The organism is Psychrobacter sp. 5A.1, assembly GCF_030407455.1.
Taxonomy (GTDB): Bacteria; Pseudomonadota; Gammaproteobacteria; order Pseudomonadales; family Moraxellaceae; genus Psychrobacter.
The window spans coordinates 51324-74360 of the sequence record NZ_JASDDJ010000003.1 but is presented as its reverse complement, the minus strand read 5'-3'; the positions used below and the strand labels follow the sequence as shown (position 1 = coordinate 74360).

Here is a 23037-nt window from a genome sequence, read left to right as displayed (position 1 = left end):
TATGCAAGTTACCCGTATTATCCCTGATGTGCCAAGCTTTTTGACTGGTAGCCTGAGCTTTGATGCTTGGTCTATCTTATTTCTGGTTGGGCAATCACTGGTTATCTTCTTAGTCGTGGTATTGGTTGCGGCAATGATGATTATCTATGAGCGCCGTATGTTGGCCTTATGGCAAGATCGTTATGGTCCAAACCGTGTGGGTCCATTTGGTTCGTTGCAGCTGGTCGCTGATATGCTCAAAATCTTCTTTAAAGAAGATTGGACGCCGAACTTTACCGATAAGTTTATGTTTACGTTGGCACCTGCGGTCGCCATGTTTACCGCATTGGCCTCATTTGCCATTATTCCCATCTCGCCAACGCTTGGCGTGGCTGATTGGGATATCGGTATTCTGTTCTTCTTTGCTATGGCAGGTATTGCTGTCTATGCAGTGATGTTCGGTGGTTGGGCTTCTGCCAACAAGTTCTCGTTATTGGGTGGCTTACGTTCAGCGGCACAAACCATCAGTTACGAAGTCTTTTTAGGCTTATCTTTGATGGGTGTGGTCGCACTGACAGGTTCATTTAACTTACGTGCTATTGTTGAAGCACAAGCAGACGGTTGGTATATCATCCCGCAGTTTTTTGGCTTTTTGACTTTTGTGGTTGCTGGTGTTGCTGTTACGCATAGACATCCATTTGATCAACCAGAAGCAGAGCAAGAGCTGGCCGAAGGGTATCATGTTGAATATTCTGGCATGAAGTTTGGTATGTTCTTTATCGGAGAGTATGTCAACGTTGTCTTGATTTCTGCATTGATGACTTGCTTGTTCTTTGGCGGTTGGCTTGCGCCTTTCAATTTAGATATTCCATTTATTCCACCAGCTTTTTGGTTCATGATTAAAACACTGTTTTTTATGACGATGTTTGTTTTGGCTCGTGGCTCACTTATGCGTCCGCGCTATGATCAGGTAATGAATTTTGGTTGGAAAGTCTGTCTGCCAGTAACACTGATTAATCTGTTGGTTACTGCTGCAGTCATTTTGATCTTTTCCCCAACGTTATAATCATTACTAGCCATCATTGATGAACTAGGGTAAAGCTGATAAGGATAATAATCCCATGTTTACTACCATAAAAAAGACCGTCATTGGTATATTTACCATTGTTCGCAGTATGTGGATGGTCAATAGTCATGCGCTCAGGCCACGCGACACCATTCTTTATCCTGAAGAGCCCGTACCAGTACCGCCGCGTTTTCGTGGGCGCATTGTGCTGACGCGTGACCCTGATGGTGATGAGCGCTGTGTTGCGTGTAACTTATGTGCTGTGGCATGTCCCGTTGGCTGTATCTCATTACAGAAAGCTGAACGTGAAGACGGCCGCTGGTATCCAGAGTTTTTTAGAATTAACTTTTCGCGCTGTATTTTTTGCGGATTGTGTGAAGAGGCGTGTCCAACGACAGCCATTCAAATGACACCTGACTTTGAGTTGGGTGAATATAAGCGCCAAGATTTGGTTTATGAAAAAGAGCATTTGCTTATTTCAGGACCAGGTAAATATCCCGATTATAACTATTATCGTGTGACGGGTATGGCGGTAGCGGACAAACCAAAAGGGGCGGCGCAAAATGAAGCTGCACCTATTGATCTAAGGAGTTTGCTGCCATGATGAATATTTTGAACCATCCTGAGTTGGCAGGGTTTTATTCACTCGCAGCAGTGGCAGTATTTGCCAGTTTGCGTGTGGTGACCCAAGCCAATCCGGTGCATGCTATTTTGTCGATGATTGTGTCATTGTTAGCGATTGCTGGCATATTTTTTGTGCTCGGTGCGCCATTTGCAGGGGCACTAGAAATCGTTGTTTACGCTGGTGCCATTATGGTGCTGTTTGTCTTTGTCATTATGATGCTGAACTTGGGCATGAGCAATGATGAGCGTGAAGAACGTTGGCTTGATGCGGGCACTTGGGCGATACCGACAGGATTGACGATTATTATCGCGGTTGTGCTATATGCGATGATTGGTCTCAATCATGACGAAGCAGCAATGATTGGTGTGACGTCAATTTCGGCGAAAGAAGTTGGTACGGTATTATTTACTAAATATGTGATGCTGATAGAAGTGGCTGCATTATTATTACTAGCTGCTCTGGTCGCCGCTTATCATCTGGGCAAAGAGTCTGTAGATGATGAGGTTATCAGTCATGATAGCCAAACAGCACGCTCGAACAGTCGTGTTAAGCAATACGATAACATTCATCCAGACAGCACACACACAGATAACGATGCCGTGAAAACAGCTGAGCCCTACGAATATAAAGAAGTAGATCCGCATGACTACGTAAGTATGAATGTAGGCACGCAGATGAGTACGAAGAAAGTCACGCGCAAGGAGTCAGACTAATGGTACTAGCAGCGAGCGTGGCACAAGAGGTCGCGAATGTGCCGTTTGCCCATGAAGTAGCAGGCTTAGTACAGCCAGCTGTTGAGGTGCAACAGGTATTGGGCCTGATACCCATGAGCCATGGATTGATTTTGGCAGGTATTTTATTTGCTATCGGTCTATGCGGTGTCATGGTACGTCGCAATTTTCTCTTTATGCTTATGAGCCTTGAGATCATGATGAACGCGGCAGCACTAGCATTTGTGGTGGCAGGTAGCCGTTGGGTCGATCCAGATGGACAAATTATGTTTATCTTTATTTTGACGTTAGCAGCAGCAGAGGCCGCCATTGGTTTGGCAATATTATTGCGGTTTTATCATCAGCGTGGGCATCTAGATGTCGATAGCGCCAATGAGATGAAAGGATGATGTCATGAGTTTATTACCATTAACCTTTATATTCCCGCTCGTTGGCTTTTTGATTTTAGCCTTTATGCGCGACAAGCTAACAGAGCAGGTGGCAGCGATTGTCGGTGTGGGTAGCATGCTGTTATCAGCACTATGTACGCTATTCGTTAGCTATACTTTTTTAACCAGTAACCCAGCAGGTACGGTGGTCGAGATTCCACTTTGGACATGGTTCCAAGTCGGTGATTTTGCGCCAAGCTTTGGTCTTAGTTTTGACGGCTTGGCTCTAACGATGACGGGCGTCATTACAGGTATTGGCTTTTTAATCCATTTGTTTGCCGCTTGGTACATGAAAGGCGACACTGGATTTGCCCGTTTCTTTAGCTATATGAATTTGTTCGTTGCTAGCATGCTATTACTGGTATTGGCAGATAACTTGTTCTTGCTATATCTCGGTTGGGAAGGCGTCGGTATCTGTTCTTACCTGTTGATTGGTTTTTATTACCATGACAGAGCCAACGGCCGTGCCGCGATGAAAGCCTTTACCGTCACGCGTGTGGGTGATGTGTTCCTAGCGTTTGGTTTGTTTTTATTATTCCGTGAATTCGGTACGCTTAATATTCAAGAGATTATTACGCGCGCGCCAGAAGTATTCGATATCAACAACCCGACGATGATGCTGACTACGATGATGTTGGTTGGCGGCGCGATGGGTAAATCAGCCCAGCTACCACTACATACGTGGCTTGCTGATGCGATGGCAGGTCCAACGCCAGTGTCGGCATTGATTCATGCCGCGACGATGGTAACAGCGGGTGTTTATTTAATCGCCCGACTACATCCATTGTTTGAGCTGACCCCAGGTATCTTATTGTATTGGGTCGGTGGTGTCGGTGCATTGACGCTTATCGTTGCAGGTTTCTGTGCACTAGCACAGACAGACATCAAGCGTATTCTTGCTTATTCGACCATGAGTCAGATCGGTTATATGTTCCTAGCACTCGGTGTGGGCGCATGGCAAGGGGCTATCTTCCATCTGATGACGCATGCTTTCTTTAAAGCATTGCTGTTTTTATCGTCAGGTGCGGTCATCCTTGCCGTACACCATGAGCAAGACATCTTTAAGATGGGCGGCTTACGCAAAAAGATACCATTGGTATTTTGGTGTTATATCGTCGGTGGCGGCGCACTTGCTGCGATACCTTGGGTTACCGTTGGTTTTTATTCTAAAGAAGCAATTCTTTGGGAGACTTATGCCACAGGTCATCTAGTATTGTTCTATATGGGTGTATTCGGGGCTTTCTTAACCGCGATTTATACGTTCCGTATGATTTGGATTATTTTCTTTGGTGAAGAAAAAACGCCTGCACATAAGCTAACAGGTATGTCGTATTGGTTGCCTTTGACGGTATTGCTAGTACTATCTACCGCCGTTGGTGCATGGATTACACCGCCATTAGATGGTGTCTTACCAGAGAGTGTCGGTCACTTATTAGAAGTCGCGGGTCAAGCACATGCTAAGCATACTGCAGAGTATATCGCGATGGGTGCAATGGGCGCGGGCTTGATATTGGCAGCATTATTATACGTCGTAGATAAAGGTAGAATGCTTACCAGCTTTAAGCGCTCACGTATTGGCGGGGCGCTATATCACTGGTGCTATCACGGCCTAGGTTTTGATGCGCTATACGATGTAATTTTTGTAAAACCCTTTTTGTTCATCGGCCGCTTACTTAAAGCCGACCCTATTGATAAAACGTGGCTCATCCTACCTAAGCTGGCTTCAGCAGGTAATAAGGTGTTGTCTGCGACGCAAACAGGGTCACTTCGAGGTTATGCTGCAAGCTTTGGCTTGGGTATGGCTGTATTGCTGGTGCTGGTAATGATGACGGTGGTATAAGATGATTGAGTTACAACAAACGTGGATGCTGCCAGCATTAATCGCAATTCCTTTTATTGCAGGATTGCTATGTTGGTTGGTCGAACGGTTTAATAAACGTCTACCGCGCTGGATTGCCTTAATCGGCATGACGTTGACCTTTGTATTGTCATTGGTACTTTGGCAGTACGGCGATTTTAGTGGTATGAGTAAGCAAGTGATTGCGCCAGGCGCAAACGTTCCTTGGGTCGCAGAGTTTAGTGTGCCATGGATACCAAGCTTTGGTATCAGCTTTCACTTGGCGCTAGATGGTTTGTCACTGATGATGGTGGCATTAACAGGCCTGCTTGGTGTGGCAGCTGTTGCTTGTTCGTGGAACGAAATTCAGCGCCGTGTTGGCTTCTTCCATTTGAACTTGCTATGGAGCTTAGGCGGCGTCATCGGCGTTTTCTTAGCCATTGATTTGTTCTTATTCTTCTTCTTTTGGGAGATGATGCTGGTTCCTATCTACTTCTTGATCGCGATCTGGGGTCATGATGTGGTCGGTAAGACCAAAGAATACGCAGCAACCAAATTCTTTATTTATACCCAAGCCTCTGGGCTTATCATGCTCGTCGGTATTTTGGTATTGGTCATTATCAGCTACGCTCAAAAAGGCGTGGTGAGCTTTAACTATAATGACTTGCTTGGTACGCCACTTGGCGGCTGGGAATATCCAGTCATGCTGTGCTTCTTTATTGGTTTTGCGGTGAAGTTGCCAATCATTCCTTTCCATGGTTGGTTGCCAGATGCGCATGCGCAGGCACCAACAGCAGGTTCGGTAGATTTGGCAGGTGTTTTGATTAAAACGGCGGCATATGGTCTGATTCGTTTTGTGTTGCCGCTATTTCCAGCAGCCTCACAAGAGTTTGCGCCGATAGCGATTACCTTAGGTACGATTGGTATCTTCTACGGTGCATGGCTCGCGTTTATGCAGACCGACATGAAGCGTCTGCTGGCGTATACCAGTATCTCGCACATGGGTTTTGTGGTACTAGCAATTTATGCGGGAACATTGCTCAGCTTACAAGGTCTAATGATTCAAATGCTTGCTCATGGTTTGAGCTCGGCGGCATTATTCATTATGGCAGGTCAGCTGTATGAGCGTTTGCACACACGAGATTTGACCTTGATGGGCGGTATGTGGGGACAGTTCCGTTACTACGCACCGATACTGATGTTCTTCTGTGCGGCGTTGCTTGGTATTCCAGGGACGGGTAACTTCATTGGCGAATTCATGATTTTATTTGGCTCATTTGCTCAGTATCCTGTGTTTGTGGTTTTTGCGACATTCAGTTTGGTGCTAGCAGGACTGTACTCGCTGATTTTGATTCATCGCGCATTATTTGGTGAAAATAATATTGAAGCGGTGGCCATGCAAGAAACCAAGTCACATGGTTTGCCTGCACGTAAATTAAAAGACTTAGGCAAGCGTGAGCTGTCATTACTACTGATGTTGGCCGCTGGTTTGGTATGGCTCGGACTGTATCCACAGCCGTTCCTTGATACCTCCAGTCATGCGATGCAGTGGATTAATAACGCGTATATATATAGTCAAGTAACACAAGTAGATGCGTCGCACCTGCTTGATGCAATGGAGGCACGTTAAGTCATGAATGATATTACGATGAATGATTTGATAGGATTGTTGCCTTATGCGCCAATCATTACCGTCGTGATTACGGTACTGGTGGTCATGATTGCCATCGCAGTTAAACGCTCACATATGGTGACGGGTACAGTTACCGTCGTTGGTTTAAACATTGGTTTATTTACTTTGCTTGGTCAAATGACTGGCATCGTGAATAGTGGAACCATGATACCAAGTGCTGAACAGTTATTTGTGATTGATAACTTTGCGCAGTTTAATATGGTGATTATTTTTATCTGTGCATTGGCTTGTTGTACGCTGTCTTATGCGTACTTAGCAAATCTTAAAGATAATAAAGAAGAGCTGTATTTGCTCATGTTGCTATCGACGATTGGTGCTTTGCTGATGGTCAGTGCTCAGCATTTAGCGTCATTCTTTATGAGCTTAGAGATGCTGTCTATACCACTGTACGGTATGCTGTCATACACCTATATGCGCAAAAACTCGCTAGAGTCTGGTCTAAAGTACTTAGTGCTATCTGCAACGGCCTCGGCCACCTTATTGATGGGTATGGCCTTTATTTATGCAGAAGTAGGCTCGCTGGCATTTAAGCCTATCAGCATGGTGCTAGGCAATGTTTTTGAATCGCCACTGTTGATATTGGGCGCGGCGATGATGATGTTTGGTATCGCCTTTAAACTCTCAGCTGCGCCTTTCCATATGTGGACACCAGATGTGTACGAGGGTGCACCAGCACCTATCGCGACCTTCTTAGCATCCGTATCAAAAGTGGCGATGATGGCACTGGCCGTTCGTTTCTTAATTGATACCGCTTTGCTAGCACTGCCATCTGTGCAAATGCTATTGATGGTCATGGCGACTTTATCTATTCTGTTGGGTAACTTATTGGCAGTACGTCAAACCAGCCTCAAACGTCTACTCGGTTATTCTTCTATTGCCCACATGGGCTATGTGCTGATTGTTATCGTCAGTATCGGAACAGCCGCTGACAGTATCTCTAGTATGTATATGGCGGTTTATGCCTTTACCTCTATCGGTGCTTTTGGGGTAGTGACTCTCATGTCGAGTCCATATCGCTTATCTGGAGAAGCCGATGAGCTGACCCATTATCAAGGGCTATTCTGGCGTCGTCCTGTGCTGACCGCTGTAATGACCATCATGATGCTATCATTGGCTGGTATTCCGTTGACGGCAGGCTTTATCACCAAGCTATTTGCGATATTGGCTGCGGTACAAGGCACCAACTGGTTCTTAGCTGCCATGATTATCTTGGGCAGTGCGATTGGTCTATTCTACTACTTACGCGTTTTACTCACGCTGTTCAAACGTCCTAAGCAATTCATCGAGTTTGACGTGTCTGGGCAATGGGGTATTCGTACCGGTGGTATTATGATCATTGCTGTGACGGCCATGATTCTATTCTTTGGTATCTTGCCAAACAGTATGATTGAGTGGGCAAGTTTGGCTCGTATTTGGTAATGCTACCAAGTTAATACAACAGATAAGTCGCTGTGACGTATCTGTTGTTACGGTTAAAAAACCAAGATGCGCCAGCTTTATGATAAGCTTGGCGCATCTTTTTTATGCTTACCTTTTTGATGTCAATCTCTTTTTTGCCTATCAAAGGTATCTTATAAAAATACAGTTTCATACAAGTATAAGTGATGAATAGTTATGAGTGACAATATTCAAACGGTGACGGTACTCAGTAAAACCACATGGACGCCAAGTTTATTCAGTTTTACCGTCAGTCGTCCTGATAGTTTTAAATTTACGGCTGGTCAGTTTGTACGCTTGGGTGTCAACCCCAGTCGACTGAAGTACTATACAGAGCAGAGTGGCATGTCTGATGCTGATATATCTGATAAGGCCTTGGATGAGGATATTTTTCGCGCGTATTCGATTATCTCGTCGCCCTTCGATGAGGTGCTAGAGTTTTTCTCTATCGTCATCCCTGATGGTGCATTTACCTCACAATTACAGCATCTGCAAGTGGGCGATGAATTGCTACTTAACACCTTACCATTTGGATTTTTAACGTTGGCACGTTACCAAAAACCATTGCCCAAGGACTTATGGCTACTGGCGACAGGTACGGGATTAGCACCGTTTTTATCCATGCTACAAGATTTGAAGACATGGGAAGATTACGAACATATTGTATTGGCTTATAGCGCGCGCTCGATAGAAGAACTAGCCTACGTCGAAAAGATCGAAGGTTTGCAAGCAGAATTTGGCTCGTTGGTTGACAATCCAGCGAAACTTATCTTTATCCCAATCGTCACTCGTGAGCCTGTCGAAGGTGCGTTGTCAGAACGTCTGCCCAAGCTACTGCTAGATGGCACGTTACAAGCGCGCGCAGGTATCACTTTGGATATCGATACGACTCATGTCATGCTATGTGGCAACCCGGATATGGTCGAAGACACCAAAGAAGCATTGAAGACGTTAGGGTTGGTGATGAATCGTCGCGGTGAGGGTAATATCGCTGTAGAAAACTATTGGTAGTTATATAACTGATTTGAGTATTCTATAGATCTGCTTTGACAAAATAAAAAGCGCTGACCTTCAAAGACGATTGTTTTTGAAAGTCAGCGCTTTTTTATAGGGTAAGAGGGTTAAGCTTGGCTTGGTTCAGTCGCATCATCTACAGGATTGACTGGGCCTTGCATCAGCTCGGGCTCATCATCATCGCTGATGATATCTTCATTACTACTAGCGGCCAATAAATCACGATAATTGACTTGAGCTTTCAAAATCATTTGCTCTTCTTCAAGTTCGCCATAATTTATTTGTACCTTATGTAAGGTACTCATGATTTTTTTGTTCTTTTTTAGCCAACGATGAATATCAATATAGATGACTTCGTCTTTTGCACGAGCAATATTGATATAAGAGAGCAGAAATCCTAGTGGGTCTTTTTTGAGTACGCGATGATAAAACCAAATGCCGAGTTTGATGCCTTGGCGCTTGATAAATGATTCGCAGCGCAGATTTAATATGTCGGTATAAGTCTGCTGGCCAAACACAAAGCGCTGGACATTGCGATCGAGCTGGACATGAACTAGGCTAAAGTTACTGGCTACTTCGGCGTAAACCCCGCCCACATTGACCGTACAGTACAAGCGAAACCAATCATCATGCATCTCGACACGCAGCTCTAAAATGGCTTTTACATTGTCGGTGACGAATTTTTGCAGTGCATCATTGACGTAGGTTTGTGCCACTGGCAATGACAGCTCGTCTTCAAACTTGTCCGTCGTTTTGTTATAGATATCTTTAACCGATTGGGCGATACGATCCCAACCATTGCCGAATGACTCGTCAAAACGATAGCCAATATTTTCGAAAAATTCATCAAAATTGTCTGAAGTATCCATGTTATCAAAGTCACTCAAACTTATTATCCTTATAGGGCGCGTCATTCAATAGATGACGTAAAAATGGCTAAACAATATCTGCAGGCTATCGTTGATTTACATGAAAGCCAATTATCTATAACGTCTCAATATCTACGAACCGTTAGTAATTTTTATACTGATAGGTAGCAAAAGCGAAAAGCTTGCCTCTGATACTAGGGCGTGTCTTTAATTTACTCGATAGTTATCTAAATGGGCTAAAAATAGCTAAATTTTGCCAAACATCGTCAAATAGCTGGTCAATATCCCAGTATTATCGACGCTATTTTTCTCGTTTGACGGCAATTTATCTCATTTTTATCACCATTTTTGAAATGAAGACACGGCCTAGGGTCTGTTGTGCTAAAGCAGTATATAACAAATGCAGTGGCTTCAAAATGGACACATGCGTTTTATCGTAATTCATTTGGTATCGTCAATGTCTCGTCTGTCTTATGATAGTCTCAAGCACCTGCTGTGCAAGCAACGGGTAAAGGTTATCAATACTGCATGGTAAATGTCAAAATGCCGCATCAGTGGTTGTGCTAGCGACATAATTCTATGTCATGTTATGATAGCGCCAGCATAAACCATGCATATCGATATAATGCTCATTATTCAATGCCTTGTACTGATATGCTCATACCCATAAGCTGAGATCCATTGTGGCCTATATAAAAGACTCACAAAGCTATCATTTTTCTGCGCAAGCTCCCAAGCGTGATGTGAGCCTGCCTGTCGCTATTGTTATTGCAATAGCTGTTCATGTGCTGATTATTTTTGGTATCAGCTTCTCTATCGGAAAAGGCCCTGCTGCCATGATGCAAGATGTGGCAAAAGCACTAACCGATAACATGCAGCCAAATGAGGATGCGCACTTTATTGCCAACGCCTCACAAGAAGGGGGCGGCACAGTAGAGGAGCGGCTGAGACAAGAGAATGATCAGTTGAGCCCATTGCCTGCTGAGCAAATGAGTGAAACGCAAGATGTGATTAGCTTACAGCGTCAAGTTCGCCAACAGAATTACCAAGAGAGCTATCTGCGTACCACCTTAAGCTGGCGTCAAGCGAGCGTGGAATCTGACAATGATAGCAAGCAAGCACAAGATGATATGATGGCGCAAGAAGAGCGTCTGCGCAAACAAATTGCTACTTTAGAGACGCAGCTGTCTCAGCGCCAGCAAGTCTATGCGACCAAATCGAAAGTAGTGACGGTCGATAGTAATTCGACCACGCGCGGTGCGGCAGCAGACTATATCAATACGTTTCGTGAACATGTCGAGCGTGTGGGTAACTTGCATTATCCCATGCAAGCGCGGGCGCAAGGTATCACTGGCGAAGTACGTCTGATGGTGATCATTAGCAGTGATGGTAATATTAAAGCCATCCGCTTGCTGGAAAGCTCCAGCTCAACGCTACTAGATGAAGCGGCCAAGCAGTCGGTACGCCAAGCTGCGCCTTTTGGAAAATTCACTAAAGACATGAACGATATCGTGGAGCTACGTTTGATACGTACCTATCGTTATAGTGATAAGGTCGAGGTCACTTATTAAAGTTGGGAAACGACGCAGCCATCATTCAAAAAATGATGGCTGCGTCGTTTTTTGAATGATGGATGTTCAAGTTTATAACACACCGCTATAGAATAAAGAGTCAGTATGGAATTTTTAGGTTTTACAGTAGATGTCGCCACACTCACCAGCAACGCTTTAGATCTTGTCATTAAAGTCGCTTTAGCAATACTTATATTTATCATCGGACGTTGGCTTGCCAAAAAGGCCGTTGCTCTTTCTGATCGTCTTATGGCACGTAGTCATTTGGATGAGACAGTCGCCAGCTTTTTAAGCCGTCTATTATACGGTGTGCTATTAGTAGTGGTTGCTTTAGCCGCCCTTAGCAAAGTCGGCGTCCAGACCACCTCGGTCGTCGCCATATTGGGTGGTGCAGCTGTTGCCATCGGTCTGTCATTAAAGGATCAGCTGTCAAACTTCGCCGCTGGTATCATGATTGTGACATTTCGGCCATTTGTGCGCGGCGATTATGTACAGATCAGCAGCTATACAGGTACGGTGACTGAGATTACGTTGGTCAACACCCATCTGACGACTATTAATAATCACGATATCATCATTCCCAACAGCGATATCACTACCTCAGCTGTGGTCAATTATACCGCGCTACCCAATCGCCGTGTCGATATTACGGTTGGTATTGGTTATGATGCCAATATCAAAACTGCCAAAGATGTGATGTTAAGTTTGGCAAAAAACAACCCGTTGGCTTTCGCTGATCCCGAGCCTATCGTTCGAGTGACCAATCTGGGTGACAACTCAGTGGATCTCACTTTGAATGTTTGGACAACCAATGCGGACTGGTGGACGATGCAGTGCGACTTACTGGAGCAATTCAAACAAGCGTTGGACGATGAGAAAATCGAAATTCCATTCCCGCAGCGTAGTGTCCATGTAAAGGGTCTGGATCATATGATCAATCAAATGGGTCAAGCGCAAAAGCTACCACTCGCTAAAGACTAGTTGATAGAAGGCTGTTTCATAAAAAGCTGGTTCATAAAAGACTGTTGAATAAAGAACCGAGTTAAATATAGGGGTTTGGTAGGTTTAGGCCTGCCAAAATATCAATCTCCAACTGTTCCATCTCATCTTGTTCAGCTTGTCCGAGCTCATGATCGAAACCCAGTAGATGCAGCACGCCATGTACCAGTAAATGGCTGATGTGCTGTGCGACGGTCTTTTCTTGTTCTGCGGCTTCGCGCACGATTACATCATGACAGATAATCAGCTCGCCTAGTGGTAGCGTTGGCATCAGCTCGATGACAGCGGCTGGCAGGTCACTTGGATAAGACAAAATATTGGTCGCATAATCCTTACCACGGGCTTCTAGATTTAATGCACGGCCCTCAGTGTCATCTGTAATGTATATATCAAGCGCTTTAGATTTATCTTGCCATAGCTCAGGCTCAATATCTGCAAAGTAGGGTAGCGTTAGACTGTCTTTGATACACTCATCAATATAATCCAAAGTTGCCATCATGATAGGCAATAGGTGATCGCGATGATAGAACATGTCCAGCAATGCGTCGTCGATACTGTCGGTCGCATTGATATCGAGTGCGGCTAAGCTGGCATGATTGCTAGTGATGTCAGTAGCGTCATTTTGGTTAAAATTGTCATCGTCATTATACTGGCTCATATGGTTCTCCCCTTATTTTATTGTGTTGTCGTTTGTTTAATTTGCCAAAACTGCTCAAGGCTAACTTACTAACTCTAATCTACGACGCTAACTATCAGTCTAACAGTAAAAAACCGGACTACTAATCAGTAATCCGGTTTTGTATTTCTATATTTGCGTTTCTAAGGTGGCAAATATCAAGCCTGCCACTCTATAGTTTGGCTGCGGCATTAGCAATGGCTTGTCTACGCTCTTGCTCTTTGATGCGCTCAAACTTACGTTTTTCTTCTAATATGATTTGTTCTTCATCAAACACATCATACGCTTCGACAATTTTTTGCACCAGTTGATGGCGTACCACATCTTTTGAGTCAAACTTAGTGATATGAATCTCTTCGATACCGCTTAAGATTTCCATCGCTTGGGCCAAGCCAGACTTATGACCCCGTGGCAAATCTACTTGGGTCACGTCACCAGTAATCACGGCTCTTGAGCCAAAACCCAAACGCGTCAAAAACATTTTCATCTGCTCAGGCGTGGTGTTTTGCGCTTCATCCAAGATGACAAATGAATTGTTTAATGTACGACCACGCATATAGGCAAGAGGTGCGATTTCGATGACTTGCTTTTCAATCAGTTTGCCCACTTTTTCAACACCAATCATCTCATATAGCGCATCGTACAATGGGCGCAAGTAAGGATCAATTTTTTGTGTTAAATCACCTGGTAAAAATCCCAGTTTTTCACCAGCTTCTACGGCTGGACGCACGAGTAAAATCCGCTCGATTTCATTACGCTCTAGCATATCAACCGCACAAGCAACGGCTAGGTAAGTCTTACCTGTACCAGCAGGCCCAATACCGAATGACACGTCAGAGTTCAATACATTTTGGACGTAGCTTTGCTGATTGCCACCGCGAGGAATGATGCGACCTTTACGCGTGCGCAAGCTAACCGGCGTAAACTCGTGAGCTGCTTCTAATGCTTCAATGTCTGCATCATCATCTGCCTCTTGCTCATCGGCGGCCATATCTTCATCGCGTGAGATACTCGATTGGATAATGAGATGCAGCTCTTCGGCACTGATGTCTTTTTTGTTTTGAGCTTCATCCACCATCTTATAAATAATACGTTCACCACGCTCAACACCTGTCACGTCGCCACTCAGGCAAAAGTCACCTTGACGTTGCATGATTTTGATATCGAGGCGTTTTTGGATATATTTCATGTGATTGTTGTATTCACCTAGCACGGTCTTTAGCTGTGCTGGCGTCAAAGATTCAAACTTTATACGGCGGCTCATGGAGTCAGTCAAGCGATTATCCTTTTATTGTGTGCCCGACGCTATGATCTGATTTTAATGGCGTGGCGGGCTTAAGAGATAAAGTGGTCGGTAGCGTTATATTGGGTTTGGATGATAAAGATAACGGTAATATTATTATTGGTTTTGTGGTGGATGATAAATAAAAGTCTTGCCTTCATTATGGTAGAGAATTTTTAAATTTCAAGCCATATATTGGATAGATGACACTGTTTTTGTATGCGGATTGCAATCTCTATGCAGGCTGTCTTTGGATTGAATCACGGTATCTATCAATCACGTATTATTCATGGCTGTCATTTTGCGGTCGGCTCAGCACGTCCGACTATAAACCTTGCTGACAATGAGAGTAGATAAACGATTCGTCTACCGTTAAGAGCACGGTATGATAGACAATTTGTGGTAATCTATGAGCGATATCATAGCGCTTTTCGAGTACGCAAAAAATGACCGCCACCTGATTGAGATTATAAAATAACGTCAGTGACGAGCGGTTATTCATCACTAATAAAGCGTATATTCAAAAATTATAATAGGAAAAATAATGATGCAAAATACTGATTCACATTTATCGAATGCTAAAAACCTATCTCAAAAAACAGACACAGTAACCGACCAGCAAGTGCTTATCGCGGGTGGTGGTCACGTTGGTTTATCCTTTGCACTATTGCTCGCGAATCATGGTATTGCGAGCACGTTATTAGAAAAAAATATTTACCCAAGTATCAGTCCAAAGTATGACAACAATCGCAGTCATTATTTGGACAGTCGTAACACCGCACTATCACGGCGTACGGTACAAATTTACCAAGAGATTGGACTGTGGGATGAACTACAAAGCCATGCTTGCCGTATCGATGCCGTACAGATTAGCGAACAGGGTAGTTTTGGCCGTGCAAAGCTCAATAAAGCTGAAGAAAAGGTAGAGTCATTTGGTCAAGTCATTGAAAATGCTTGGCTGGGGCGTAAGCTTTTATTAGCCGCGCAACAGGCGCCATTGATTACCTTGATTGATAATGCCAATGTCAGCGCAGTGACACAAAAAGCGGATGGGGTAACGCTGAGCTTTAGTTATAACGGTAACGTGGCACATGAGCAGCAGCTGCAAGCCAGCGTACTGGTTGCTTGTGATGGCCGCGACTCTACCGTGCGTCAGCTATTGGATATCGGTACGACAACATATGACTATCAGCAAACGGCTATCGTTGGGGTGGTGGAGACAGACAAAGCGCATGAGCATGTGGCGATTGAGCGTTTTAGTCCAGCTGGCCCGCTTGCCGTGTTACCACTGACCGATCCAGAAGGTGATGGCAATGATGAGTATCAACAGGGCTTTAGACGCTCTGTCGTGTGGGTGTGCCCGACGGGTGAAGAAAAACGCTATCTAGAAGATGATGCGCATTTTTTACAGACGCTACAGCAAGCTTTTGGTCAACGTGCTGGCACGTTTGTCGCGGCTGGTCGCCGCGGGGCTTATCCACTGACACGCGTGCTAGCCGACAAGCAAGTAGAGGGCCGCTGCGTCATTATGGGCAACGCTGCTCACACCTTACACCCTGTCGCTGGACAAGGATTCAATCTCTGTATGCGTGATGCCCATGTATTGGCGCAAATGCTGAATGCACAAGTGCTCAAAGGCGCAGACATGGGTGATCCAACGCTACTCAAGCGCTATGAGAAAGCGCGTCTAAGCGATCAAAAACGGGTCATTCGCTTCTGCGATGCCGTCGTACATGGCTTTACTCATCCTAACCCAGCGATTAAGCTGGCACGGAATGTGGCATTGGTGGCCTTTGATAAACTGCCAAACATCAAGCCATTGGTTGCCACTTACGCGATGGGCTTAAAATCGTAGTGCTATAGCCAATCCTCTTTAAAAGAGTGACAGCGTTAACCTCGATTGAAGTATTACATATACATCTACACTTGGTTGCCTTGGCTCTCTTTTAAACTGAATCAACTATATATAAGTAAGATTGATAATAAGCATTCTAATATTGACCAGTATTGAGAGACACCTTATGAAAAACAACCATACGCTGATTATCGGTAGCGGTATCGTTGGTGCAACGCTTGCGCTAAAACTGGCACAAGCAAAAATGCCTGTGACATTGATTGATGCTCGTCCGGATCGTGATGCCTCAGCTTGGCAAACTGTGCTCAGTAAGCGTGATGCTCGAGTTTATGCGCTCAGTATGGCCAGTATTAATTTGCTTAAAGATATTGGCGCGTGGCAAAAGATTGCTAGCTCTGAGCGTAAGGCTGACTACTCACAAATGCAGGTCTGGCAATTGAATGGCATGGGTGAGCTGTTATTTGGGGAAAGTGAAGACAGTAGTGGTGCTGAGGATAATAGTACTGAAAATCGTGAGTCTAAATTATTAGGCAGTATGGTTGAGCCAGCCGTCATCGAGCATGCATTATGGCAGCGCTTGTGTGAGGATGACGTCAGTGATTATCTAACCATTATCGCGGGGAAAAAAGTCACAAACATGGATTGGCTGGGTGCGCAGCAAGGCTATCGTGTGACTTTAGACAATCATACGACTATTGACGCAGCACTACTGGTCGGTGCTGATGGTCGGGGTTCATTTGTGCGTAAACAGGCAGCGATTGGTCTAGACACACTCGATTATAATCAAACCGCGATTTGTTGTGCGATTCATACCGAAAAACCGCATCAAGCAACCGCGCGTCAGGCGATGTTGCCCACGGGTACACTGGCGTTATTGCCATTAGCGGATATTACCGATGACGATAAAGCCAATCCACAGCATTGGCAATCGATTGTATGGACATTGCCACGCAATCAAGCATTGGCGTTGATAGAGGAAGATGGCCGCGTTATCGCTGATAAACTGGCTGCTGCCTGTCATTATGAGCTAGGCGCTATCAGTCAGATTGAATCCATTGCTAGCTTTCCGCTAACCGCGCAACAAGCGAAAAGCTATGTCGCTGATAACTTGGTATTAATCGGTGATGCGGCACATGGTGTGCATCCGCTGGCGGGTCAAGGGCTGAATCTGGGCATGCTTGATGTGCAAGTATTGAGCGAGCAATTAGCGCATGATTTTACTCGTAGTGGCGGTACGATTTGGGGCAGTAATCAAACGTTGCGTCGTTATGAGCGTCTGCGTCGTCCGCATAATAGCCTGATGATGCACAGCTTTTCTGCCCTTAACTGGTTGTTTGCAGGGTCGCTGGCGCAATTACGTCCCGTACAGCAGATACGTAGCGAAGGCATGTACCGTGTTGGCAAAATGAAGCCATTGATGCGCTTGTTTGCTAAGCAGGCGAGTGGGGTCTAAGCGCCTAAAGCTTAACCACCGTCTATCTTAAACCAAATACCCTAAGGTAACCCCTTATGCTCATCCCTAAATACTGGGCGCAATATAAGCAGCGCTTTGAATTGTCAGAAACAGCTGATAACGCATCCGATGACTTTAATTCTAAGCAAGCAACTATTAAGCGCTATGGTTGGTCAGATATCAGTCAAGCAGATGCCTTGGCTCATGCTAAGGCTCGAGTGAAAGAAGCTCATCAACGCTGGCTAGATGGTGAGGATATTGTCAGACGTGAGCGTAGGGAAGAGTATAACGAAAGTAATGGCATTCCCATTCGTGAGCAGATTATTTCTGAACAGAATTTTTCAGAGAATGGCTTAACTACAACTGGTTTAGAGAATAAGGCCTATAATACGCAGTTGATTGTCACGCGTAACAGTTACGGTGCACAGGTTGCCAATGTCAATGATATTGCGATTATCGATGTTGATAATAACGACTTATTGCATCAAAAATATCCTGATGAGTATGACAGTCATGGCTTTATAGGGGTAGTTAGGAAGTCGAATAATGTCTCAAATAAATCTAAGGCAAACGACCCGGATCAGTCATCACTAAATAACTATGATAAACCAGTATCGATGAAATCATTTGTATGGACTGTCGTGATTGCGGCAATTATTTTAGCAACTTTTATCGCGATGAAATCATTATCATGGCTATGGCTGCTTTTATTTTTAGGAGTAGCGACGGCAATACTATGGCAGCAAGCCAGTAAGTATGATCAGGAACAGCATCAAAGATATATGGGTCATATTGCCTCATTGCAGACCTATATAATGGACTTGATTCAACAACGCATTATCAGCCATCCACAGGAGTCCTTTCGTTTATATGAGACACCTGCAGGCTTTCGTATTATTGCTACCCACGATACTATCTCGTCAAGTGATGCATTAGTTGCGGACTGGTTTGAGTATTTTCATGCAGACACTAATTACGTGCGTCTCTGTCAAGCGCAGCAGTGCTTTCGAGCGCGGCTAACTGCTAAGCCGTGGCGTATGGCTGAGGTTGAGGATAAAAAACTGACTAAAGAGATCCCTGCCAAAAACTTTTGGTTTGATGTCGAGAGTATGAACGTAGATAGTAGTATTGAGCAACGTCAAAAAGAGTTAAAGGCTCGGAAAGAGTGGATTAACAATTACGATAAGTATGCTAAAAACTATAGAGCCTGTCGCTATGTGGAGCGCTTTACTGGTAAAGAAGGTATTGATAGAAATACAGCCTCTACGCAAGCCATTGATGCTTTTATCAAGTGGCATGACGATGCCTGTCAGGTGGATAAAGAGCTGGAGATGGCTTAGGGCGTGTTCAACGCGCCCTAATCACTAATCATAATGACACGCCCTATATGTGAGTCAAAACTTAACGTTACCCCAAAGACGAGAACAACACCATTAGTACGGGCGAGACAATATTAATCAAAAAGCCAAAACTAATCGCCAATGGCACGACCTTTAGACCGCCTGATTGTTGAATGATTGGCAAGGTAAAATCTAGGCTGGTCGCGCCACCAAGCCCTACCGCTGCTGATGGGTATTTGCGCATAAATACGGGAATAAATAGTAACGCAAAGAACTCACGTACCAAGTCATTGAATAAGGCGACACTACCCCAGACCGCGCCATAAGCGTCTGTCATCACAATGGCGGATAGGGAGTACCAACCAAATCCTGATGACAGTGCCAAGCCTTTCGTCCACGATACATCCGTAAACAATAGCGCAAAAACAAGCCCACCGACCAATACTGATAGCGTAAAAATGATGCTCATTTCTACGCCGCGTTTATTGAGGAGCACTTCCTTTAAGGTAATTCCTGAACCTTTTAAACCGATACCGACCAATAAAATCAAGATCATCAGCATGACGGTCATAGAGTTTTCGTGCGGCATATAATCAGCGGGTAGGAAATAGCCAATTGCCATGCCGATTACTACGCAAACGACTTGGGCGAGGCTGCCTCGAATACTGACGCGATGCTCTTTGGATTTTACGCTGGGTTTTTTGGCATGCCATGGGCGCAGGTGATCGAACAACATCAGCCCAAATAAACCCATGCCAATTGTCAGTATCGATAATACAGTGACATACAGCGCAATTTCACCCAGCTGATTACCTAGCCCTTCTACCTGTGACAGCTCAATACCGATCAGTGCCAAGATGACGTAAACCAAATAAGATAAGCCTTTGTCAGCCAACTTCGTCATGGTGGGATTAGAAGGAATGGCAAAGCCAATAAACATTGGCATTAGGACCAGAACAAGGGTAATGAGGCTTTGCATGATGATAGGCTCGCAGCGTTTTTAACAAGGCGTTTTTAAGAAGCTGAAGATTGTATCATATCAGGCTAGCAATACTGACATGAGCAACTGATATTCATGGTAAATCAGGGTCTTTATTGATGCAGAAGTGAAGGCTTAGACGGTTATATAGTCAATCCACTATGAAAGTATGACAGCGTTAACCTCGCTTGAGGTATCACACATACAGCTGCACTCGGTTGCCTGGACTCTCTTCTAAACTATAGTCATGATAATAGTTGTCTTTTTAAACATATTTGAGCAATTTTGAATGATTGGTAATGCTTTACCTAACAAACTTTTGTTGTTACATTATGGCATCAAAAATATTTGGCTAGCATCATGTCGCTATATCAGCTCAAATCTCAATTTCAAGATCAATTGCGCCCGATAAGCGATACCTTAGTTGAGAAAAATTTTACGGCCAATCAAGTAACCGTATCCGCAGTATTATTGAGTGTGGGTACAGCGTATGTGATTGCCAAGCCAGCAGCTGAGCAGCAAGCGCTATGGCTTTTACTGCCATCATCATTGTTCGTGCGTATGGCGCTCAATGCCATCGACGGTATGATGGCGCGTGAGCATGGTCAGGCGTCAACGCTAGGAGCCATGCTGAATGAAATGGGCGATATTATTGCCGATACGGCATTATTGGCGAGCCTGACCCCTCATGTTAGTAATAAAAAATGCTCAAGCGCAGTAGTTGATTCACCGACTAATTCATCGGCTAATGTATTAACTAATGTACCAACCCATCAGCACCATATTGCCAGTCTCATCGCGCTTAGTATTGGCACCGAGCTACTTGGTATCGCTAGCCATACGATGTTAGGCATGCGGGCTAACCAAGGGCCATTGGGCAAAAGTGATCGTGCTTTGGTGCTAGGCGTGCTTGGTGCTTTTATGGGTGTTAAAGCTAAAGCACCAGTATGTATTAAAGCACCGATGTCATTGCCTCATATCAGAAAGGGTCGATTATTTATACTGACAGAGGTAATGCTACTAAAGACTTGCCTCAACCGCATGCGTTATATGGCAGCGTTGTACTTGATGCGTGACCCACCTTTGCTTCGGTCTGTGAATTCAGACAGTTTTAAATTGACCAAAGAAGCGTCAGATAACTCCATTTCTCTCATGAGTCGTCATACTGAGTTTGGTCAAGCTGATACGTTATCTGTTGATGGTTCTACAGCAACCCTTTCTATGTCAAATTCTGCTACTCAAACTTCCTTTTTGGAGTCCAACACGATGCCCGTTACACCTAGCAACGATCAACTCAATAACCAAAATCAGCTCAAGAGCCAATCAACACTCGCACAAGATGACATTGGTTTTGACTCGCCTGTAATCAAAATCATAAATGGTGAAAGTTGCTACAACGCTTATGACGGCACTGCTATTTATTATCGCTATTGGTTAACGATGCCTTTAGCCGATATAAAAAAATCGCACATAAACAAAGCCAGTCAGCCTCTGCGTCAAGTTATTCTATTGCATCGTGGACACGAGCATTCGGGTCGATTAGCAGAGTTAGGAGAGCAGTTTGCAACAGCTGGCTATCAAGTCTTTGCTTGGGATGCGCGCGGCAATGGGCGCTCGGGTGGTATCAAAGACCATGCCGAGAGCGTCACTGAGCTTGAGCGCGATTTAGACGGTTTTGTGCAGTTGGTCATCGGGCAAACGGGTATTGCTATCGAGGATACCTTAATCGTCGCCAGCAGTATCGGTGCGGTGCTTGCAGCAGCATGGGTACATGACTATGCGCCCAGTATTCGCGGGATGATACTCGGCACACCTGCGCTAAGCATTCGCTTATATATGCCTTTTGCGATACCGTCATTAAAGGTAGCACGGACATTGGGTTTGATGTCGCGTGTTAGTAGCTATGTCAAAGCGCAAGTATTGACTCATGATAAAGACGCGCAGCAAGCTTATAATGCTGATCCATTGATATCGAATAGCATTTCAACCGACTTACTCATCGATACCCATGCGACGGGTCAGCGCTTGCTAGACGATGCAGGGGCTATCACTGTACCGACGTTTGTATTGTGTGCAGGCAAGGACTATGTGGTCGATAAGCAGGCTGAACGCACGTTTTATGAAGCGATTAATACACCTACCAAACGCTGGCAGTTGTACCCAGACAGCTATCATGCGATTTTTCATGAGACCAATAAAGCAGATGTCTTTTCCGACTGCATTGATTTCGCTGAGCAAGTATTTAGCACACACGTCCAAGCACCTGATTTGAGTACCGCTCATTTGAATAGCGCCAGTAAAGACAAGGTAGACCGCTTAGCGATTAAGCCGTTTAATCCGAGTTTTGCCATTACGCGTTTTGCGATGCAGAAGTTCGGTCATGTCAGCGATGCGATTGCGACAGGGCTTGAGCATGGATTTGACTCGGGTCATTCGCTGGATCATGTTTATTATAATCAGCCCAGTGGTCAGAATAAATTTGGTCACGCAATCGATAAATTTTATTTGAACAATATCGGCTGGCAAGGTATTCGTATTCGCCGTGAGCATATATTAGAGCTGGCACGTTTAGCACTCGCAGATATCGAAGAGAAAAACCAGAGTAACGCCAAACCATATCAACCAAAACTGTTGGATATCGCTAGTGGCCATGGTTTTTACGCATTTGATTTGTTGACAGCGTTTACCGATTTGCATGCGGAGCTACGAGATTATGAGATGCATAATATTCAGGCACTGCAAGCAAAAGCGGAGCAGTTAGCGATTGCTGATCGAGTCATTGCTTGTCAAAAGGATGCGTTTGATGCCAAAAGTTATCAGTCGGTAGAGAAGGTAAGCACAAACGTTAAAGGAAAACCGTTGAAAACGTCAGGCTTTGATATTGCCATCAGCTCAGGCGTGTTTGAATTGTTTTCTGACAATACACTACCCGAAACGGCATTGGCGGGGATTTATGACAGTTTAAAAGCGGATGGCTATTTAATTTATACCAATCAGCCGTGGCATCCTGAGCAAGAGTTTATCAGTAAGACGTTGAACAATCATCGTGGCAGCAGTTGGGTGATGCGTTGTCGCTCGCAAGCCGAGATGGATCAATTGGTTGAGCGTGCTGGCTTCAAGAAAGTCGCCATGCGTATCGACCGTTTTGGTATCTTTACCGTATCATTGGCGATTAAAACGGCACCAATCGATGATAAGTAACA

The 23037-nt window shown here is 44.7% G+C and carries 18 protein-coding genes; 14 read left to right on the top strand and 4 right to left on the bottom strand.

Annotated elements, in window-relative coordinates; translation table 11 throughout:
• Position 1 precedes the first annotated feature (1 nt).
• From nuoH to QL982_RS01200, 8 genes are all read left to right on the top strand, one after another.
• Positions 2-1045 carry an NADH-quinone oxidoreductase subunit NuoH gene (gene nuoH, locus QL982_RS01235; RefSeq protein WP_197133077.1) on the top strand — a complete coding sequence of 348 codons (1044 nt, stop codon included), beginning with the start codon at positions 2-4 and terminating at the stop codon, positions 1043-1045.
• A 55-nt stretch (positions 1046-1100) separates the two neighbouring features.
• Positions 1101-1649, top strand: coding sequence for an NADH-quinone oxidoreductase subunit NuoI (gene nuoI / locus QL982_RS01230; RefSeq protein ID WP_110922265.1), 549 nt, complete (start codon positions 1101-1103; stop codon positions 1647-1649).
• Positions 1646-2383 (top strand): NADH-quinone oxidoreductase subunit J, encoded by a 738-nt coding sequence (nuoJ, locus tag QL982_RS01225; protein ID WP_197218292.1) that lies wholly within the window; start codon positions 1646-1648, stop codon positions 2381-2383. Before nuoI ends, nuoJ begins: the two co-directional genes overlap by 4 nt.
• Before the next feature lie 98 nt (positions 2384-2481).
• On the top strand, positions 2482-2790 hold the full coding sequence (gene nuoK / locus QL982_RS01220; protein ID WP_041753378.1) for an NADH-quinone oxidoreductase subunit NuoK: 309 nt from the start codon (positions 2482-2484) through the stop codon (positions 2788-2790).
• 4 nt (positions 2791-2794) lie between these two features.
• Entirely contained in the window at positions 2795-4669 is a 1875-nt protein-coding gene (gene nuoL / locus QL982_RS01215; protein WP_290161719.1) for an NADH-quinone oxidoreductase subunit L, read from the top strand.
• A gap of 1 nt (position 4670) precedes the next feature.
• Positions 4671-6296 carry an NADH-quinone oxidoreductase subunit M gene (nuoM, locus tag QL982_RS01210; protein WP_290190125.1) on the top strand — a complete coding sequence of 542 codons (1626 nt, stop codon included), beginning with the start codon at positions 4671-4673 and terminating at the stop codon, positions 6294-6296.
• 3 nt (positions 6297-6299) lie between these two features.
• The gene (nuoN, locus tag QL982_RS01205; RefSeq protein WP_290161715.1) at positions 6300-7778 is read left to right on the top strand and encodes an NADH-quinone oxidoreductase subunit NuoN; all 1479 of its coding nucleotides are present in this window, start codon (positions 6300-6302) and stop codon (positions 7776-7778) included.
• Between the two features lie 195 nt (positions 7779-7973).
• On the top strand, positions 7974-8807 hold the full coding sequence (locus QL982_RS01200; RefSeq protein ID WP_290161713.1) for a ferredoxin--NADP reductase: 834 nt from the start codon (positions 7974-7976) through the stop codon (positions 8805-8807).
• Positions 8808-8917: 110 nt separating this feature from the next.
• Here the strand turns inward: QL982_RS01200 and QL982_RS01195 are convergent, their stop codons facing one another.
• Entirely contained in the window at positions 8918-9697 is a 780-nt protein-coding gene (locus QL982_RS01195; protein WP_290161711.1) for a hypothetical protein, read from the bottom strand.
• Positions 9698-10362: 665 nt separating this feature from the next.
• On the opposite strand from QL982_RS01195, the gene QL982_RS01190 reads away from it, so the two are divergent.
• A complete protein-coding gene (locus QL982_RS01190; protein WP_290161709.1) occupies positions 10363-11250 on the top strand; it encodes a TonB family protein in 888 nt (295 codons plus the stop codon).
• 105 nt (positions 11251-11355) lie between these two features.
• Entirely contained in the window at positions 11356-12231 is an 876-nt protein-coding gene (locus tag QL982_RS01185; protein WP_290161708.1) for a mechanosensitive ion channel domain-containing protein, read from the top strand.
• Positions 12232-12292: 61 nt separating this feature from the next.
• Here QL982_RS01185 and ybeY read toward each other — a convergent pair whose 3' ends face one another.
• Entirely contained in the window at positions 12293-12907 is a 615-nt protein-coding gene (gene ybeY, locus QL982_RS01180) for an rRNA maturation RNase YbeY (RefSeq protein WP_290161705.1), read from the bottom strand.
• Between the two features lie 190 nt (positions 12908-13097).
• Entirely contained in the window at positions 13098-14189 is a 1092-nt protein-coding gene (locus QL982_RS01175) for a PhoH family protein (protein ID WP_290161779.1), read from the bottom strand.
• A 562-nt stretch (positions 14190-14751) separates the two neighbouring features.
• Here QL982_RS01175 and QL982_RS01170 point away from each other — a divergent pair.
• The 3 genes from QL982_RS01170 to QL982_RS01160 all read left to right on the top strand — a co-directional run bounded on the left by QL982_RS01170 (position 14752) and on the right by QL982_RS01160 (position 18855).
• Positions 14752-16062 (top strand): FAD-dependent monooxygenase, encoded by a 1311-nt coding sequence (locus tag QL982_RS01170; protein ID WP_290161703.1) that lies wholly within the window; start codon positions 14752-14754, stop codon positions 16060-16062.
• A 166-nt stretch (positions 16063-16228) separates the two neighbouring features.
• A complete protein-coding gene (locus tag QL982_RS01165; protein ID WP_290161701.1) occupies positions 16229-17515 on the top strand; it encodes an FAD-dependent monooxygenase in 1287 nt (428 codons plus the stop codon).
• 56 nt (positions 17516-17571) lie between these two features.
• Positions 17572-18855, top strand: a complete 1284-nt coding sequence (locus QL982_RS01160) for a hypothetical protein (RefSeq protein WP_290161699.1) — start codon at positions 17572-17574, stop codon at positions 18853-18855.
• Between the two features lie 67 nt (positions 18856-18922).
• Here the strand turns inward: QL982_RS01160 and QL982_RS01155 are convergent, their stop codons facing one another.
• On the bottom strand, positions 18923-19834 hold the full coding sequence (locus QL982_RS01155) for a lysine exporter LysO family protein (RefSeq protein WP_290161697.1): 912 nt from the start codon (positions 19832-19834) through the stop codon (positions 18923-18925).
• Positions 19835-20194: 360 nt separating this feature from the next.
• On the opposite strand from QL982_RS01155, the gene QL982_RS01150 reads away from it, so the two are divergent.
• A complete protein-coding gene (locus QL982_RS01150; protein WP_290161695.1) occupies positions 20195-23035 on the top strand; it encodes an alpha/beta fold hydrolase in 2841 nt (946 codons plus the stop codon).
• Positions 23036-23037 lie beyond the last annotated feature (2 nt).

Bases quoted from the DNA above. Each gene is read 5' to 3' on its own strand.
- QL982_RS01160 (WP_290161699.1), top strand. From the start codon at position 17,572: ATGCTCATCCCTAAATACTGGGCGCAATATAAGCAGCGCTTTGAATTG.
- QL982_RS01165 (WP_290161701.1), top strand. From the start codon at position 16,229: ATGAAAAACAACCATACGCTGATTATCGGTAGCGGTATCGTTGGTGCA.
- nuoJ (WP_197218292.1), top strand. From the start codon at position 1,646: ATGATGAATATTTTGAACCATCCTGAGTTGGCAGGGTTTTATTCACTC.
- QL982_RS01155 (WP_290161697.1), bottom strand. From the start codon at position 19,834: ATGCAAAGCCTCATTACCCTTGTTCTGGTCCTAATGCCAATGTTTATT.
- nuoH (WP_197133077.1), top strand. From the start codon at position 2: ATGCAAGTTACCCGTATTATCCCTGATGTGCCAAGCTTTTTGACTGGT.
- QL982_RS01185 (WP_290161708.1), top strand. From the start codon at position 11,356: ATGGAATTTTTAGGTTTTACAGTAGATGTCGCCACACTCACCAGCAAC.
- ybeY (WP_290161705.1), bottom strand. From the start codon at position 12,907: ATGAGCCAGTATAATGACGATGACAATTTTAACCAAAATGACGCTACT.
- nuoN (WP_290161715.1), top strand. From the start codon at position 6,300: ATGAATGATATTACGATGAATGATTTGATAGGATTGTTGCCTTATGCG.
- nuoL (WP_290161719.1), top strand. From the start codon at position 2,795: ATGAGTTTATTACCATTAACCTTTATATTCCCGCTCGTTGGCTTTTTG.
- nuoI (WP_110922265.1), top strand. From the start codon at position 1,101: ATGTTTACTACCATAAAAAAGACCGTCATTGGTATATTTACCATTGTT.
- QL982_RS01150 (WP_290161695.1), top strand. From the start codon at position 20,195: ATGTCGCTATATCAGCTCAAATCTCAATTTCAAGATCAATTGCGCCCG.
- nuoM (WP_290190125.1), top strand. From the start codon at position 4,671: ATGATTGAGTTACAACAAACGTGGATGCTGCCAGCATTAATCGCAATT.
- QL982_RS01200 (WP_290161713.1), top strand. From the start codon at position 7,974: ATGAGTGACAATATTCAAACGGTGACGGTACTCAGTAAAACCACATGG.
- QL982_RS01175 (WP_290161779.1), bottom strand. From the start codon at position 14,189: ATGAGCCGCCGTATAAAGTTTGAATCTTTGACGCCAGCACAGCTAAAG.
- QL982_RS01170 (WP_290161703.1), top strand. From the start codon at position 14,752: ATGATGCAAAATACTGATTCACATTTATCGAATGCTAAAAACCTATCT.